This is a genomic window from Marinobacter shunpengi (assembly GCF_045449715.1).
GTDB lineage: Bacteria > Pseudomonadota > Gammaproteobacteria > Pseudomonadales > Oleiphilaceae > Marinobacter.
This window is the reverse complement of sequence record NZ_JBJJLA010000007.1, coordinates 1-17,954: the sequence shown is the minus strand read 5'-3', so window position 1 is coordinate 17,954 and position 17,954 is coordinate 1. Positions and strand designations below refer to the sequence as shown.

At 58.1% G+C, this 17,954-nt stretch carries 13 protein-coding genes and 1 tRNA gene; all 14 read left to right on the top strand.

Annotated elements, in window-relative coordinates; translation table 11 throughout:
- Window positions 1–1,196 (top strand): elongation factor Tu (gene tuf, locus ACJO3T_RS02655; RefSeq protein WP_406960789.1); only part of this gene is annotated, 1,196 nt, incomplete at its 5' end.
- A gap of 76 nt (window positions 1,197–1,272) precedes the next feature.
- Window positions 1,273–1,348 (top strand) — tRNA-Trp (locus ACJO3T_RS02650).
- Between the two features lie 34 nt (window positions 1,349–1,382).
- Window positions 1,383–1,751 (top strand): preprotein translocase subunit SecE, encoded by a 369-nt coding sequence (gene secE, locus ACJO3T_RS02645; protein ID WP_406961230.1) that lies wholly within the window; start codon window positions 1,383–1,385, stop codon window positions 1,749–1,751.
- 13 nt (window positions 1,752–1,764) lie between these two features.
- Window positions 1,765–2,298 carry a transcription termination/antitermination protein NusG gene (nusG, locus tag ACJO3T_RS02640; protein ID WP_328185209.1) on the top strand — a complete coding sequence of 178 codons (534 nt, stop codon included), beginning with the start codon at window positions 1,765–1,767 and terminating at the stop codon, window positions 2,296–2,298.
- 101 nt (window positions 2,299–2,399) lie between these two features.
- A complete protein-coding gene (gene rplK / locus ACJO3T_RS02635) occupies window positions 2,400–2,831 on the top strand; it encodes a 50S ribosomal protein L11 (RefSeq protein WP_328185210.1) in 432 nt (143 codons plus the stop codon).
- A gap of 1 nt (window position 2,832) precedes the next feature.
- On the top strand, window positions 2,833–3,531 hold the full coding sequence (gene rplA, locus ACJO3T_RS02630; RefSeq protein ID WP_406961228.1) for a 50S ribosomal protein L1: 699 nt from the start codon (window positions 2,833–2,835) through the stop codon (window positions 3,529–3,531).
- Window positions 3,532–3,895: 364 nt separating this feature from the next.
- Complete coding sequence (gene rplJ / locus ACJO3T_RS02625; protein WP_406961226.1) at window positions 3,896–4,426, top strand: 50S ribosomal protein L10; 531 nt, start codon at window positions 3,896–3,898, stop codon at window positions 4,424–4,426.
- Window positions 4,427–4,465: 39 nt separating this feature from the next.
- Window positions 4,466–4,843 (top strand): 50S ribosomal protein L7/L12, encoded by a 378-nt coding sequence (rplL, locus tag ACJO3T_RS02620; protein WP_406961225.1) that lies wholly within the window; start codon window positions 4,466–4,468, stop codon window positions 4,841–4,843.
- A 245-nt stretch (window positions 4,844–5,088) separates the two neighbouring features.
- Entirely contained in the window at window positions 5,089–9,165 is a 4,077-nt protein-coding gene (gene rpoB / locus ACJO3T_RS02615) for a DNA-directed RNA polymerase subunit beta (RefSeq protein WP_406961223.1), read from the top strand.
- A 77-nt stretch (window positions 9,166–9,242) separates the two neighbouring features.
- Window positions 9,243–13,457, top strand: coding sequence for a DNA-directed RNA polymerase subunit beta' (gene rpoC / locus ACJO3T_RS02610; RefSeq protein WP_406977695.1), 4,215 nt, complete (start codon window positions 9,243–9,245; stop codon window positions 13,455–13,457).
- A 170-nt stretch (window positions 13,458–13,627) separates the two neighbouring features.
- On the top strand, window positions 13,628–14,002 hold the full coding sequence (rpsL, locus tag ACJO3T_RS02605) for a 30S ribosomal protein S12 (RefSeq protein WP_189577124.1): 375 nt from the start codon (window positions 13,628–13,630) through the stop codon (window positions 14,000–14,002).
- A gap of 111 nt (window positions 14,003–14,113) precedes the next feature.
- Window positions 14,114–14,584: a 30S ribosomal protein S7 gene (gene rpsG / locus ACJO3T_RS02600; protein WP_248236459.1), complete on the top strand. Its 471-nt coding sequence runs from the start codon at window positions 14,114–14,116 to the stop codon at window positions 14,582–14,584.
- A gap of 18 nt (window positions 14,585–14,602) precedes the next feature.
- The gene (gene fusA, locus ACJO3T_RS02595; protein WP_406961218.1) at window positions 14,603–16,708 is read left to right on the top strand and encodes an elongation factor G; all 2,106 of its coding nucleotides are present in this window, start codon (window positions 14,603–14,605) and stop codon (window positions 16,706–16,708) included.
- A gap of 34 nt (window positions 16,709–16,742) precedes the next feature.
- On the top strand, window positions 16,743–17,939 hold the full coding sequence (gene tuf, locus ACJO3T_RS02590) for an elongation factor Tu (RefSeq protein WP_406961216.1): 1,197 nt from the start codon (window positions 16,743–16,745) through the stop codon (window positions 17,937–17,939).
- Window positions 17,940–17,954: the final 15 nt, after the last annotated feature.

Below are 17,954 nucleotides of genomic sequence, written 5' to 3'. Positions count from 1 at the left end.
TGTCTAAAGAGAAATTTGAACGTAATAAACCGCACCTGAACGTGGGCACCATTGGTCACGTGGACCATGGTAAGACCACTCTGACGGCGGCACTGACTCGCGTATGTCACGAAGTGTGGGGTACAGGTTCTGCCAGCGCATTCGACCAGATCGATAACGCTCCGGAAGAGAAGGCGCGTGGTATCACCATCGCGACGTCTCACGTTGAGTATGATTCCCCGAACCGTCACTATGCGCACGTAGATTGCCCGGGCCACGCTGACTATGTGAAGAACATGATCACTGGTGCGGCGCAGATGGACGGTGCGATCCTGGTATGTTCCGCGGCTGACGGCCCCATGCCGCAGACCCGTGAGCACATCCTGCTGTCCCGTCAGGTTGGCGTTCCTTACATCGTGGTCTTCCTGAACAAGGCTGACATGGTGGATGACGAGGAGCTGCTGGAGCTGGTCGAGATGGAAGTTCGCGACCTGCTGAGCCAGTACGACTTCCCGGGTGACGACACTCCGATCATCACCGGTTCCGCGCTGATGGCGCTGGAAGGCAAGGATGACAACGAGATGGGTACTACCGCTGTGAAGAAGCTGGTAGAAGCCCTGGACGACTACCTGCCGGAGCCGGAGCGTGCCATCGATCAGCCGTTCCTGATGCCGATCGAGGACGTCTTCTCCATCTCCGGTCGTGGTACCGTTGTGACCGGCCGTGTTGAGCGTGGTATTGTCAAGACTGGCGACGAAGTGGAAATTGTAGGTATCAAGGATACCGTCAAGACCACCGTTACCGGTGTTGAGATGTTCCGCAAGCTGCTGGACGAAGGTCGTGCCGGTGAGAACATTGGTGCGCTGCTGCGTGGTACCAAGCGTGACGACGTTGAGCGTGGTCAGGTACTGGCGGTGCCGGGTTCCATCACTCCGCACACCAAGTTCGAGTGCGAAGTGTACGTGCTGAGCAAGGACGAGGGTGGTCGTCATACTCCGTTCTTCAAGGGCTATCGTCCTCAGTTCTACTTCCGGACCACTGACGTGACTGGCTCCTGTGAGCTGCCGGAAGGCGTAGAGATGGTAATGCCGGGTGACAACGTGAAAATGTCTGTGACCCTGATCGCTCCGATCGCCATGGAAGATGGTCTGCGCTTCGCGATTCGCGAAGGTGGCCGTACCGTTGGTGCCGGCGTGGTCTCCAAGATCGTCGAGTAAGTCGCTCCGATGATCTGAAAGCAGGAGGGCTGCCTTGTGCAGTCCTTTTGTCGCACCGGTAAAAAGGTTTCGGTGCAGGCCAGTAGCTCAATTGGCAGAGCAGCGGTCTCCAAAACCGCAGGTTGGGGGTTCGATTCCCTCCTGGCCTGCCATTTATAAAACGTCTGGATACATAAGCTGATTCCTATGGAGTCAAAAGCCCAACAGTCGACCAGCCGCTTTGATGTTATCAAGTGGCTGGTTGTTTTCGTTTTGATTGCCGTAGGTGTTGTCGGTAATCAGTATTTCAGTGCCGAATCAGTGCTCTATCGAGTGCTTGGGTTGGTGGCTCTGGCTCTGGTTGCCGCTTTTGTGGCGCTCCAGACCGAACGCGGGCGTCGTTTCGCGACCCTGTTGAAGGAAGCCAGGGTTGAGATCCGCAAGGTTGTTTGGCCTACCCGCCCCGAGTTGATTCAGACCACGGCCATCGTCGTTGTGTTTGTGCTGGTGGTGGCGCTCATCCTGTGGGGTATGGACTCCTTCATCGGTTTCCTGGTTCAGGGTTTCATCGGATAGGCAGGGGCAGGCAATGGCTAAGCACTGGTTTGTGGTTCAGGCGTATTCCGGCTTTGAGAAGCATGTCATGCGTACGCTCAAGGAGCGTATTGCGCTGAATGGCATGGAAGACCGCTTCGGCGATGTCCTGGTTCCGACCGAGGAAGTCGTTGAAATGCGTGACGGGAAGAAGCGCAAGAGTGAGCGCAAGTTCTATCCCGGGTACGTGCTTGTCCAGATGGAAATGGATGACGCGACGTGGCATCTTGTTAAGGATACCCCACGCGTTCTTGGTTTTATTGGCGGCACCAAAGACAAGCCCGCTCCGATTACCGAGAAAGAGGCCGAGGCCATCCTGCGTCGCGTTGAAAGTGGCGTGGACCAGCCCAAGCCGAAAACACTGTTCGAGCCCGGCGAGATTGTCCGGGTCATCGAAGGCCCCTTCGCCGATTTCAATGGCGTTGTGGAAGAAGTCGATTACGACAAGAGTCGTGTCAAGGTGGCAGTGCTGATCTTTGGTCGTTCCACTCCGGTCGAGTTGGAATTTGGCCAGGTCGAGAAGGACTGAGCCATCGCTGAAACGAAAGGCTCGCTCACACTGGTGAAGCGGGCTTTTTGTGTCTGAAAACCGGGGAGCCGAAAGGCGTTCGCACCCATAGGAGAACCATCATGGCTAAGAAGATCGAAGCGTATATCAAGCTTCAGGTTGCTGCCGGTCAGGCCAACCCGAGTCCCCCCGTTGGCCCGGCGTTGGGTCAGCACGGTGTCAATATCATGGAGTTCTGCAAGGCGTTCAATGCCGAGACCCAGAACATTGAGCCGGGTCTGCCGACTCCGGTCGTGATCACCGTCTACAGTGACCGCAGCTTCACCTTTATCACCAAGACCCCGCCGGCACCGGTTCTGCTGAAAAAAGCGGCCGGTATCAAGAGTGGATCCGGTCGTCCGAACACCGACAAGGTAGGCACCGTGACCCGCGAGCAGCTGGAAGAGATCGTCAAGACCAAAGAGCCTGACCTGACCGCTGCTGACATGGATGCGGCCGTCCGCACCATTGCTGGTACTGCCCGTAGCATGGGCCTGAACGTGGAGGGTCTGTAAGATGGCTAAGCTGAGCAAGCGTCAGAAGCTGATTCGCGAAAAGGTTGATTCCAACCGCGCATACACTGTTGATGAAGCCGTATCACTGCTGGTTGAACTGGGCAGTTCCGTCAAGTTCAAGGAATCCATCGACGTTTCCGTAAACCTGGGCGTTGATGCACGTAAATCCGACCAGGTGGTTCGCAGCAGCACCGTTCTGCCCAACGGTACCGGCAAGACCGTACGTGTCGCCGTCTTTACCCAGGGCGCCAATGCCGACAAGGCCAAAGAAGCCGGTGCTGACATCGTGGGTATGGATGACCTGGCTGACGAGGTCAAGAAAGGCAACATGGATTTCGACGTGGTTATCGCCACTCCGGACGCGATGCGTGTCGTTGGTCAGTTGGGTCAGATCCTGGGTCCGCGTGGCCTGATGCCGAACCCGAAGGTTGGCACCGTGACGCCGGATGTGGAAACCGCGGTCAAGAATGCCAAGGCCGGTCAGGTTCGCTACCGCACCGACAAGAACGGCATCATCCATGCCCCGATGGGGAATGTTGAATTCACTGCCCAGGCTATCAAGGAAAACCTTGAGGCACTGATCGCAGACCTGAAAAAGGCCAAGCCTGCATCGTCCAAGGGCGTATACCTGAAGAAGGTATCCCTGTCCTCGACGATGGGTCCTGGCCTCACTGTTGACCAGGGTTCACTGAACATCTGACCCCTGGTTGGCAGAACCTTTGTAGTCTAGGCGGAAGCCAAGGCTGTCAAAGACCGCAGGCCCCCGCGGCCCTCGCCCTTCGGGGCACAAGGGCCATAAGGGTTAAAGCAACGCCTGCGCAGACGGTGTGAAGACGTTCTCTGAACCCAAACACCGTTAGGCGCCCACATAAACGACGTTATGACCGTCGCGAGCGACGGACAGTCTAGGCGGAGAGGACTGAGAAAGCAGAGTGTACGATCAGTACATGAGCATTTCGAAGGTCTCTCCAGCGACGAATGGCCGAGCGCAGCAGGTCATAGCGGTGTTTTAGGGCAACGATGGGTTTGCCGGAAACCTTCCGGCGAAATCGAGGAGAAATCCAGTGGCAATTAGACTCGAAGACAAGAAGGCGATCGTCGCTGAAGTCAACGAGACTGCTGGTACTGCTCTGTCTGTGGTTATGGCTGACTACCGTGGTGTCACTGCTGGTGACATGACGGCGCTTCGTGCCAAGGCCCGGGCCGAAAATGTGCGTCTGAAGGTTGTTCGTAACAACCTGACCAAGATTGCCATTCGCGGCACCGAGTTCGAGTGCATTGACGAAGCCCTGGTTGGTCCTACCATCCTGGCATTCTCTATGGAAGATCCGGGCGCCGCTGCGCGTCTGCTGAAGGATTTTGCCAAAGGGAATGACGCGTTCGAGATCAAGGGTCTGGCCTTCGGCGGTGAGCTGATGGGCGCGGAACAACTCGACCGTCTTGCCACGCTGCCGACGCTTCACGAAGCGCTTACCCAGCTGGCTATTGTCACACAGGCACCGGTTACCAAGCTTGTACGCACTCTGAACGATGTTCCGGGCAGAGTTACCCGCGTAGTAGCTGCAGTCCGAGACCAGAAGCAAGACGCTGCTTGATTCTGTTGAAAACCATTTTTACTTTTTTTGGAGAAAGTCATGGCTCTGTCTAAAGACGATATTCTGAATGCAATCGCTGAAATGAGCGTAATGGAAGTTGTTGAGCTCGTAGAAGCAATGGAAGAAAAGTTCAACGTATCCGCTGCTGCTGCCGTTGCCGCTGCACCGGCTGCTGCTGGTGGCGAAGCCGCCGCTGCTGAAGAGCAGACCGAGTTCGACGTTGTTCTGACCGGCCCGGGCGAGAAGAAAGTGAACGTCATCAAGGCCGTTCGCGAGCTGACCGGTCTGGGTCTGAAGGAAGCGAAGGAAATGGTTGACTCCGCTCCGTCCACCATCAAGGAAGCTGCTTCCAAGGACGACGCAGAAGAAGCCAAGAAGAAGCTTGAGGAAGCAGGCGCTTCTGTTGAGCTCAAGTAATCGCCGACTCTTGATCGGTTCCGTGCAGTAGGCATGGATAGGCTGGTGGCTCCAGGCCACCGGCCTTTTTCTGTTGTATATATGCTATAGAGATGGATGCAGTTGCTATAGTGAGTAGTCTGCCTCCGTCACCTACAGCCAGAGTCTTGTTCAAGACGGCGCAGTATGCCGAGCAACTCGGCCCCGAAGCAGGTAAATGGTTGCTTCTTGATACCAGGTATCAGGTCTAACGCTGGGGAATGCAGATGACTTACTCCTACACTGAGAAAAAGCGGATTCGCAAAGATTTCAGTAAATTGCCTTCCGTGATGGATGTCCCCTACTTGCTGGCTATCCAGCTCGATTCTTACCGGGACTTCCTGCAAATGGAAGCCGACGCTGATGCACGCCAGGAAACTGGTCTGCACGCAGCCTTCAAATCCGTATTCCCGATTGTCAGTTACTCTGGCAACGCGGCGCTTGAGTACGTGAGCTACCGTATCGGCGATCCGGTGTTCGACGTCAAGGAATGTCAGCTGCGGGGCGTGACCTATGCTGCACCTCTGCGCGTGAAAGTTCGCCTGATAATCTACGACCGTGAATCGTCCAACAAGGCCATCAAGGACATCAAGGAACAGGAAGTCTACATGGGCGAAATGCCCCTGATGACGGAGAACGGCACCTTTGTGGTCAATGGTACCGAGCGGGTCATTGTGTCCCAGCTTCACCGTTCTCCCGGTGTGTTCTTTGATCACGACAAGGGCAAGACCCACTCCTCCGGGAAGCTGCTCTATTCCGCCCGGGTGATTCCTTACCGTGGTTCCTGGCTGGACTTTGAATTCGATCCCAAGGATTCCGTGTTTGTCCGGATCGATCGCCGCCGGAAGCTGCCTGCCAGCATCCTGCTGCGTGCCCTGGGCTACACCTCCGAGCAAATGCTCGAGATGTTCTTCGACACCAGTAAGTTCACCGTGGCGGAGGAGACTTCGCGCCTGGAGCTGGTGCCGAGCCGCCTGCGTGGTGATATTGCTACCTTCGATATCAAGGACAAGGACGGTTCCGTCATCGTCGAGGAAGGTCGCCGTGTGACCGCCCGGCATATCCGTCAGCTGGAAAAATCCGGCATTACCGAGCTGGAAGTGCCCACCTCCTACCTCCACGGTCGGGTCATCGCCAACGATATGGTGGACACCAAGACCGGCGAAGTCCTGGTGGAGTGCAACACCGAAATCACCGAAGAGGTGATGGAGAAAATCCTGGGTGCTGGCATCACCGAGGTCGAGACCCTGTACACCAACGATCTCGACTGCGGTCCGTTCATGTCCGATACCATCCGGATCGATCCGACCCGTACCCAGCTTGAAGCCCTGGTGGAAATCTACCGGATGATGCGTCCGGGCGAGCCGCCCACCAAGGAGTCTGCGGAGAACCTGTTCAACAACCTGTTCTTCTCCGAAGAGCGTTACGACCTGTCCGCTGTAGGCCGGATGAAGCTGAACCGTCGCCTGGGCCGTGAAGAGAGTACTGGCGAAGGCACCCTGACCAACGACGATATCATCGATGTTCTCAGGACGCTGATCGATATCCGTAACGGTAACGGCAATGTCGACGACATCGATAACCTGGGTAACCGTCGGATCCGCTGTGTTGGCGAAATGGCCGAGAACCAGTTCCGTGTAGGCCTGGTTCGCGTCGAACGGGCGGTCCGTGAGCGTCTGAGCCTGGCGGAAAGCGAAGGCCTGATGCCCCAGGATCTGATCAATGCCAAACCGGTAGCCGCGGCGGTGAAGGAGTTCTTCGGTTCCAGCCAGCTGTCCCAGTTCATGGACCAGAACAACCCGCTGTCCGAGGTGACCCACAAGCGCCGCGTATCGGCCCTTGGTCCCGGTGGTCTGACCCGTGAGCGTGCCGGCTTTGAGGTTCGGGACGTACATCCGACCCACTACGGGCGTGTCTGTCCCATCGAGACGCCGGAAGGTCCGAACATCGGCCTGATCAACTCGCTGGCGACCTATGCCCGGACCAACTCCTACGGCTTCCTTGAGAGTCCGTACCGGAAGGTTATCGATGGCCAGGTAACAGACGAGATTGTCTATCTGTCCGCCATTGAAGAAAGTAATTTCATCATCGCCCAGGCCAGTTCGGCTCTGACCGACGAAGGCCGCCTGGCGGATGAGCTGGTTACCGTGCGTCACCAGAACGAATTCACCGTTACTCCGCCGGAGAACGTGAATTTCATGGACGTTTCCCCGCGCCAGGTGGTGTCGGTGGCGGCCTCCCTGATTCCGTTCCTCGAGCATGACGACGCCAACCGGGCCCTGATGGGTTCCAACATGCAGCGTCAGGCTGTTCCCACCCTGCGTGCCGACAAGCCGCTGGTAGGTACGGGTCTGGAGCGCATTGTGGCGCAGGACTCCGGTGTCTGTGTGACCGCCCGTCGCGGTGGTGTGATTGAGGACGTGGATGCTGCCCGTATAGTGGTCCGTGTTGCGGATGACGAGACCGAGGCCGGTGATGCGGGTGTGGATATCTACAATCTCACCAAGTACACCCGTTCCAACCAGAACACCTGCATCAATCAGCGCTCTATCGTGAAGCAGGGTGATGTGGTGGCCCGGGGCGACGTACTGGCCGATGGCCCGTCCGTGGACCTGGGTGAGCTGGCGCTGGGGCAGAACATGCGCATCGCGTTCATGCCCTGGAACGGCTACAACTTCGAGGACTCGATCCTGATCTCCGAGAAGGTGGTGCAGGAGGATCGCTTCACCAGTATCCATATCCAGGAACTGACCTGTGTCGCCCGTGATACCAAGCTGGGCAGCGAGGAAATCACCGCGGATATTCCCAACGTGGGTGAGAGTGCCCTGGCCAAGCTGGACGAGTCCGGCATTGTGTACATTGGTGCGGAAGTCGGCCCCGGTGACATCCTGGTTGGCAAGGTGACGCCGAAGGGCGAGACCCAACTGACCCCGGAAGAGAAGCTGCTGAGGGCGATTTTTGGTGAGAAGGCGTCCGATGTGAAGGACACCTCCTCACGGGTTTCCGCCGGTACCCGCGGTACCGTTATCGATGTCCAGGTGTTCACCCGTGATGGCATCGAGAAGGACGAGCGGGCCCTGTCCATCGAACAGGATCAGCTCAACCAGTACCGCAAGGACCTGAAGGACGAGTACCGGATTGTGGAAGGTGCCACCTTCGAGCGTCTGACTTACGCCCTGAACGGCCAGGAAGTGATCAGTGGTCCGGGCCTGAAGAAAGGCGCGGTACTGGATCAGGAATACCTGGAAGGTCTGGAACGGGACCAGTGGTTCAAGCTGCGGATGAAGGACGAAGCGCTCAACGAGCTGCTGGAGAAGTCCGAGCAGAGCCTGGAGGACCGCAAGAAGGAACACGAGGAACGGTTCGACGACAAGAAGCGCAAGCTGCAGCAGGGCGATGACCTGGCGCCGGGTGTGCTCAAGATCGTCAAGGTTTACCTGGCAATCAAGCGTCGTGTGCAGCCCGGTGACAAGATGGCCGGTCGTCACGGGAACAAGGGTGTTATCTCCGCTGTCATGCCAGTAGAGGACATGCCCTACGACGAAGACGGCAATCCGGTTGACGTGGTGCTGAACCCGCTGGGTGTACCGTCGCGGATGAACGTCGGTCAGGTCCTGGAAACCCATCTGGGTGCCGCTGCCAAGGGTCTTGGTCGCAAGATCAACGACATGCTGGAGCAGCAGCGCAAGGTGGCTGAGGTCCGGGAACTGCTGGGCAAGATCTACAATCACAGCGAGGCCGTGCCCAGTGTGGATCTGGACAGCCTCAGTGACGACGAGATGATTGCGCTTGCCGGCAACCTGCGGGGCGGTGTCCCGATGGCGACCGCGGTCTTCGATGGTGCCAAGGAAGCTGAAGTGAAGCACATGCTTGAGCTGGCTGACATGGATACCAGTGGTCAGGTCAAGCTGTACGATGGCCGCACCGGCGACGAGTTTGATCGTCCTGTGACGGTTGGCTACATGTACATGCTGAAGTTGAACCACCTGATCGACGACAAGATGCACGCACGGTCCACCGGCTCCTACAGCCTGGTTACCCAGCAGCCGCTGGGTGGTAAGGCGCAGTTCGGTGGCCAGCGGTTCGGTGAGATGGAAGTCTGGGCGCTGGAAGCCTACGGCGCGGCCTACACACTGCAGGAAATGCTCACCGTCAAGTCTGACGACGTGAATGGCCGTACCAAGATGTACAAGAACATTGTGGATGGAGACCACCGGATGGAGCCGGGTATGCCTGAGTCCTTCAACGTTCTTGTCAAGGAGATCCGCTCGCTGGGTATCGACATCGAGCTGGAATCCGAGTAAGCCGAATCGTTTTTTGGCAGCGTGAGCGGGCACCCTCGGTGCCCGCCCGAGATTAACGCCATCCGGAGCTGTTACTGATGAAAGATTTGCTGAATCTTCTCAAGAGCCAGAACCAGAGCAAGGAATTTGACGCCATCCGTATTGGCCTGGCGTCGCCTGACATGATCCGTTCCTGGTCCTTCGGGGAAGTAAAGAAGCCCGAGACCATCAACTATCGGACCTTCAAGCCCGAGCGTGACGGCCTGTTCTGCGCCAAGATCTTTGGTCCGATCAAGGACTACGAGTGCCTGTGCGGCAAGTACAAGCGTCTCAAACACCGTGGCGTCATCTGTGAAAAGTGTGGTGTCGAGGTTGCCCTGGCCAGCGTTCGTCGTGAGCGCATGGGCCATATCGAACTGGCGAGCCCGGTGGCTCACATCTGGTTCCTCAAGTCACTGCCGTCCCGCATCGGTATGATGCTGGACATGACCCTGCGTGACATCGAGCGTGTCCTGTACTTCGAGTCGTTCATCGTGATCGACCCGGGCATGACCACCCTCGAGCGTGGCCAGTTGCTGAACGACGAGCAGTACTACGAGGCCCTGGAAGAGTTCGGTGATGAGTTCGATGCCCGCATGGGTGCCGAAGCGGTCAAGATGCTGCTGGAAGACATCGACCTGCAGGCCGAGGTGGACCAGCTGCGTGAGGAAATCCCGCAGACCAACTCAGAGACCAAGATCAAGAAGTTCACCAAGCGACTGAAGATCCTGGAAGCCTTCCTGTACTCCGGCAACCGCCCCGGCGACATGGTCATGACCGTGCTGCCGGTGCTGCCGCCGGATCTGCGTCCGCTGGTACCGCTGGACGGTGGCCGCTTTGCCACCTCTGATCTCAACGACCTCTACCGTCGTGTGATCAACCGGAACAACCGCCTCAAGCGCCTGCTGGAGCTGAACGCCCCGGACATCATCGTGCGCAACGAGAAGCGCATGCTGCAGGAAGCGGTGGATGCCCTGCTGGACAACGGCCGTCGTGGCCGTGCCATCACCGGCACCAACAAGCGGCCGCTGAAGTCCCTGGCTGACATGATCAAGGGTAAGCAGGGTCGCTTCCGTCAGAACCTGCTGGGTAAGCGCGTGGACTACTCGGGCCGTTCCGTGATCGTGGTTGGTCCCTACCTGCGCCTGCATCAGTGTGGTCTGCCCAAGAAGATGGCCCTGGAGCTGTTCAAGCCGTTCATCTTCTCCAAGCTGGAGCACCGCGGCCTGGCTACCACCATCAAGGCGGCCAAGAAGATGGTGGAGCGGGAAGAGGGCGTGGTCTGGGATATCCTCGACGAGGTTATCCGTGAGCACCCGATCCTGCTGAACCGGGCGCCGACCCTGCACCGTCTGGGTATCCAGGCATTCGAGCCGGTGCTCATCGAAGGCAAGGCGATCCAGCTGCACCCGCTGGTGTGTGCGGCCTACAACGCCGACTTTGACGGTGACCAGATGGCGGTCCATGTGCCGCTGACCCTGGAAGCCCAGCTTGAAGCCCGTGCGTTGATGATGTCCACCAACAACGTACTGTCTCCGGCCAACGGCGAGCCCATCATCGTGCCGTCCCAGGACGTGGTTCTGGGTCTGTACTACATGACCCGTGAGCGCAAGAGCGCCGTTGGGGAAGATCGTGTTTTCGCCGACGTAAAGGAAGTACATCGTGCCTACGGCGCGGGTGCGGTTGACCTGCAGGCGAAGATCAAGGTTCGCGTCAAGGAAGTCACCTACGACGAGAACGAGGAGCTGAAGACCGAGCACGTTATCGTGGATACCGTGGTGGGTCGGGCGCTATTGTTTGATATCGTGCCGGATGGCCTGTCTTACGAGACCGTCAACCGCCCGATGACCAAGAAGGCGATCTCCAACCTGATCAATACCTGTTACCGGATCGCCGGCCTGAAGGATACCGTCATCTTCGCGGACCAGCTTATGTACATGGGCTTCCACTTCGCGACTGTGTCAGGTACCTCCATCGGCTTCAACGACTTCGAGATTCCTCCGGAGAAGTACGAGCTGGTCGACGCCGCCACCGACGAGGTGAAGGAAATCGAATCCCAGTACTCCTCGGGCCTGCTGACCCAGGGCGAGAAGTACAACAAGGTTATCGATATCTGGTCCCGGGCCAACGACAAGGTCTCCAAGGCCATGATGGATCGCCTCTCCCAGGAGCAGGTGGTGGATGCCGAAGGTGAGCCGGTATTCGGCGAAGACGGTGAGCCGGTCATGCAGGAGTCCTTCAACTCCGTATACATGATGGCCGACTCCGGTGCCCGGGGTTCCCCCGCCCAGATCCGTCAGCTCGCCGGCATGCGGGGGCTGATGGCCAAGCCAGATGGCTCCATCATCGAAACGCCGATTACCGCGAACTTCCGTGAAGGTCTGAACGTACTGCAGTACTTCATCTCCACCCACGGTGCCCGTAAGGGTCTGGCAGATACCGCCCTGAAGACCGCGAACTCCGGTTACCTGACCCGTCGTCTGGTGGACGTGTCCCAGGATCTGGTGGTGACCGACGCCGACTGTGGTACCGAGGAAGGCCTGCTGATGACGCCGCACATCGAAGGTGGCGACGTTGTCGTGCCCCTGGGCGATCGTGTCCTGGGCCGCGTCACGGCCCGTGATGTGTTTACGCCGACCGACAAGGAAAATGCGGTGGTTGAAGCCGGCACCCTGCTGGACGAGAAGACCATCGAGATGATCGAAGGCGCCGGTGTGGATGAGGTCTGGGTACGGTCCGCCATTACCTGTGAGGCGCGCCATGGCGTGTGTGCCAATTGTTACGGTCGTGACCTGGCCCGTGGCCACCTGGTCAACGTGGGTGAAGCCGTGGGTGTTATCGCGGCCCAGTCCATCGGTGAGCCGGGTACCCAGCTGACCATGCGGACCTTCCACATCGGGGGTGCCGCCAGCCGGGCCTCCGCCGTGGACAACATCCAGGTCAAGCATGGTGGACAGATCCGTCTGCACAACATGAAGTCCATCGAGAAGACCGATGGCTCGCTGGTAGTGGTTTCCCGCTCTTCCGCCCTGGCCGTAGCCGATGAGCAGGGCCGTGAACGTGAGTGGTACAAGCTGCCCTACGGTGCGGTGCTGTCCGTTAAGCACGGTGACCATGTGGAAGCCGGTGCCGTAGTGGCCAAGTGGGATCCGCACACCCACCCGATCATCGCCGAAGGCAAGGGTAAGGCGAAGTTCGTTGGCATGGATCAGGGTATTACGATCCGGACCCAGACCGATGAGCTGACCGGCCTGTCCACCATCCAGGTGATCGATCCCAAGGATCGCCCGGCGGCAGGCAAGGACCTGCGTCCGGCGGTCGAACTGGTGGATGCCAAGGGTAAGGAAGTGGACTTGCCTGGCGGTTCGCCGGCCCACTACTTCCTGCCGGCCGACGCGCTGGTGACCCTGGCCGATGGCGCCGATGTGGAAGTGGGTGACGTGGTTGCCCGGATTCCCCAGGAAAGCTCCAAGACCCGGGACATCACCGGCGGTCTGCCGCGGGTTGCCGACCTGTTCGAGGCCCGTCGTCCCAAGGAGCCGTCCATCCTGGCGGAAATCACCGGCACCGTGTCCTTCGGCAAGGAAACCAAAGGCAAGAAACGCCTGGTGATTACACCGAAGGATGGTGACCCGTACGAGGTGCTGATTCCCAAGTGGCGTCAGCTCAACGTGTTCGAGGGTGAAACCGTGGAGAAGGGTGAGGTCATTTCCGATGGCCCGTCCAACCCCCACGACATCCTGCGCCTGCTGGGTGTGGTCGAGCTGGCCAAGTACATCACCAACGAGATCCAGGACGTGTATCGTCTGCAGGGCGTTGTCATCAACGATAAACACATCGAGGTTATCGTTCGCCAGATGCTGCGCAAGGTGGAAATCACCGAGCCCGGCGAGACCAACCTGCTGGCCGGGGACCAGGTGGAATACCATCAGTTCCTGGATGCCAACGAAGCCGCAGTGGCGGCGGACAAGCAGCCTGCGCGGGGCGAGCGTCAGCTGCTGGGTATCACCAAGGCCTCCCTGGCCACCGAGTCGTTCATTTCCGCGGCATCGTTCCAGGAGACCACCCGGGTGCTCACCGAAGGTGCCGTTACCGGGAAGCGTGATTTCCTCCGCGGCCTGAAGGAAAACGTGGTAGTGGGTCGTTTGATCCCGGCGGGTACCGGTCTGGCCTACCACAACGAACGCCGCCGCAAGCGCGAGCTGGAAGAGCAGGGTGTCACCGCGGAAGACGTGGTAGAGGCTCTGAGCGCCGAGCTCAACCGGGAGGACTGATCCCCGGCGGTCTGTAACCCCCCCCGGGAACTACGGATTCCGGGGTGGTTAAAAAGGAATCAGTCTTCTTGACTGACCTGGGGCGCGGGCTTACACTTGCGTCCCTTAATTTTTACCCCCGTTCTGCGGGGGTAAGTTTCATTGGAATGGTTTTTTTGGAGTTTGCTTACATGGCAACGATCAACCAGTTGGTACGTAAGCCTCGTAAACGCCGGGTGGCCAAGAGTGATGTTCCTGCTCTGCAGGCCTGCCCTCAGCGTCGTGGTGTATGCACTCGTGTATATACGACTACGCCGAAGAAGCCGAACTCAGCACTGCGTAAAGTGTGCCGTGTTCGTCTGACCAACGGCTACGAGGTTTCCTCATACATCGGTGGTGAAGGTCACAACCTTCAGGAGCACAGTGTTGTGCTGATCCGTGGCGGTCGAGTTAAAGACCTTCCGGGTGTGCGCTATCACACTGTTCGCGGAACGCTGGACACCCAGGGTGTACAGAACCGTAAGCAGGGCCGCTCCAAGTACGGTACTAAACGACCCAAGTCCTGATGTCCCTGATGGGTGTCTTTTATCGTCACTGCGAACGATAAGAGTAAGGCTGAGTAGCTTCGTGCTATCTCAGGGGTTCCTGAAGACCTTAATGTTAAGAAGGGCTTATCGATGCCTAGAAGAAGAGTTGCAGCTAAACGGGAGATTATCCCGGATCCCAAATTCGGCAGTGCACGGCTGGCCAAGTTCATCAACCATGTGATGGAAAGTGGCAAGAAAGCTGTTGCTGAGCGCATTGTTTACGGCGCTCTCGATATCGTTGCCGAGAAATCCAAGGAAGAGCCGATCGAGATGTTCGAGAAGGCCCTGGAGAACATCCAGCCGATGGTCGAGGTCAAGTCCCGTCGTGTGGGTGGTGCTACCTACCAGGTGCCCGTAGAAGTCCGGCCTTCCCGTCAAAACGCGCTGGCGATGCGCTGGCTCGTAGAATTCTCACGGAAGCGTGGTGAAAAGTCCATGGCGCAGCGACTGGCAGGTGAGATCCTGGACGCCGCTGACAGCAAGGGCTCCGCTGTTAAGAAGCGTGAAGACGTTCACCGCATGGCAGAAGCCAACAAGGCGTTCTCTCACTTCCGTTTCTAATCAGCCGAGGTTTATACAGTGGCACGCAAGACTCCTATCAAGCGATACAGAAATATCGGTATCTGTGCTCACGTGGATGCGGGTAAAACCACAACCACCGAGCGGGTACTGTTCTACACCGGTATCTCCCACAAGATCGGTGAGGTGCATGACGGTGCGGCCACCATGGACTGGATGGAACAGGAGCAGGAGCGTGGTATCACCATCACCTCCGCCGCCACCACCTGTTTCTGGCAGGGCATGGACAAGCAGTACGACGAGCATCGTATCAACATCATCGATACCCCGGGACACGTTGACTTCACCATCGAGGTAGAACGTTCGCTGCGGGTTCTCGACGGTGCGGTGGTTGTGTTCTGTGGCTCCTCCGGTGTTGAGCCCCAGTCCGAGACCGTATGGCGTCAGGCCAACAAGTACGAAGTTCCGCGCATGGTGTTCGTCAACAAGATGGACCGTGCCGGTGCGAACTTCCTGCGTGTGGTTGACCAGATCAAGAACCGTCTGGGCGCAAACTGCGTTCCCATCCAACTGCCTATTGGGGCAGAGGACGAGTTCGCCGGCATCGTCGACCTGATCCGGAACAAGGCCATCTACTGGAACGAAAACGACGCGGGTGCAACCTATGACCAGCGTGACGTTCCCGAGGAAATGGCCGACGAGGTGGCCATGTACCGTGAGCAGATGGTTGAGGCTGCCGCCGAAGCCAACGAAGAGCTCATGGAGAAATACCTTGAGGAAGGCGACCTGACCATCGACGAGATCAAGCAGGGTCTGCGCATGCGCACCCTGGCCAACGAGATCGTTGTCGCCACCTGTGGCTCCGCCTTCAAGAACAAGGGTGTGCAGGCCGTGCTGGACTCCGTTATCGAGTTCCTGCCGGCTCCGAATGAAGTCAAGGCGATCCGTGGTGAAGTCGACGAAGACGGCACTGAGGAAACTCGTGAGGCGGATGACGACGCGCCGTTCTCTGCGCTGGCGTTCAAGATTGCGACCGACCCGTTCGTAGGCACCCTGACGTTCTTCCGGGTCTACTCCGGTAAGCTGGAGTCTGGTAGCGCCGTCTATAACTCGGTGAAGCAGAAGAAAGAGCGCGTCGGCCGTATGGTTCAGATGCACTCCAAGGAGCGCCAGGAAATCAAGGAAGTGCTGGCTGGTGATATTGCGGCGGCCATCGGTCTGAAGAGTGTTACCACCGGTGACACCCTGTGTGACGAGAACGCCAAGATCATCCTGGAGCGCATGGAGTTTCCCGAGCCGGTTATCTCCGTCGCTGTGGAGCCGAAGTCCAAGGCCGACCAGGAGAAGATGGGGGTTGCCCTTGGCAAGCTGGCCCAGGAAGATCCGTCGTTCCGCGTTCGTACCGATGAGGAATCCGGTCAGACCATCATCTCCGGTATGGGTGAGCTTCACCTGGACATCATCGTTGATCGTATGAAGCGTGAGTTCAAAGTGGAAGCCAACATCGGTAAGCCCCAGGTGGCCTACCGTGAGCGTATCCGCAAGCCGGTAGACGTCGAAGGCAAGTTTGTTCGTCAGTCCGGTGGTCGTGGTCAGTACGGTCATGTCAAGATCAAGCTCGAGCCGCTGCCTCTGGATGAGGAAGATGGCGAGAACTTTATCTTCGTGAACGAAATCGTTGGTGGTGTGGTTCCCAAGGAATACATTCCGGCGGTTCAGCAGGGTATCGAAGAGCAGATGCAGAACGGCTGCCTGGCCGGTTATCCGCTGCTGCGCATCAAGGCGACCCTGTACGATGGCTCCTACCACGAAGTGGACTCCAACGAGATGGCGTTCAAGGTGGCGGGTTCCATGGCCATGAAGAAAGGTGCCCTGGAAGCCGATCCGGCAATCCTTGAGCCGATCATGAAGGTTGAGTGTGTCACGCCCGAGGAGTACATGGGTGATGTGGTTGGCGACCTTAACCGTCGTCGCGGCGTCGTCCAGGGTATGGATGAAGGCCCCGCGGGCAAGATCATCCGTGCAGAAGTTCCGTTGTCGGAGATGTTCGGTTACGCCACCGACCTGCGTTCTGCAACACAGGGCCGGGCGTCATATGCGATGGAGTTTGCCGGATATTCCGAAGCTCCCTCGAACATTGCCGAAGCGATCATTAAAAAGGGTTGATCCCAGGACTTGAGAAACAGGAAGAGGTGTAACCGTGTCTAAAGAGAAATTTGAACGTAATAAACCGCACCTGAACGTGGGCACCATTGGTCACGTGGACCATGGTAAGACCACTCTGACGGCGGCACTGACTCGCGTATGTCACGAAGTGTGGGGTACAGGTTCTGCCAGCGCATTCGACCAGATCGATAACGCTCCGGAAGAGAAGGCGCGTGGTATCACCATCGCGACGTCTCACGTTGAGTATGATTCCCCGAACCGTCACTATGCGCACGTAGATTGCCCGGGCCACGCTGACTATGTGAAGAACATGATCACTGGTGCGGCGCAGATGGACGGTGCGATCCTGGTATGTTCCGCGGCTGACGGCCCCATGCCGCAGACCCGTGAGCACATCCTGCTGTCCCGTCAGGTTGGCGTTCCTTACATCGTGGTCTTCCTGAACAAGGCTGACATGGTGGATGACGAGGAGCTGCTGGAGCTGGTCGAGATGGAAGTTCGCGACCTGCTGAGCCAGTACGACTTCCCGGGTGACGACACTCCGATCATCACCGGTTCCGCGCTGATGGCGCTGGAAGGCAAGGATGACAACGAGATGGGTACTACCGCTGTGAAGAAGCTGGTAGAAGCCCTGGACGACTACCTGCCGGAGCCGGAGCGTGCCATCGATCAGCCGTTCCTGATGCCGATCGAGGACGTCTTCTCCATCTCCGGTCGTGGTACCGTTGTGACCGGCCGTGTTGAGCGTGGTATTGTCAAGACTGGCGACGAAGTGGAAATTGTAGGTATCAAGGATACCGTCAAGACCACCGTTACCGGTGTTGAGATGTTCCGCAAGCTGCTGGACGAAGGTCGTGCCGGTGAGAACATTGGTGCGCTGCTGCGTGGTACCAAGCGTGACGACGTTGAGCGTGGTCAGGTACTGGCGGTGCCGGGTTCCATCACTCCGCACACCAAGTTCGAGTGCGAAGTGTACGTGCTGAGCAAGGACGAGGGTGGTCGTCATACTCCGTTCTTCAAGGGCTATCGTCCTCAGTTCTACTTCCGGACCACTGACGTGACTGGCTCCTGTGAGCTGCCGGAAGGCGTAGAGATGGTAATGCCGGGTGACAACGTGAAAATGTCTGTGACCCTGATCGCTCCGATCGCCATGGAAGATGGTCTGCGCTTCGCGATTCGCGAAGGTGGCCGTACCGTTGGTGCCGGCGTGGTCTCCAAGATCGTCGAGTAAGTCGCTCCGATGATC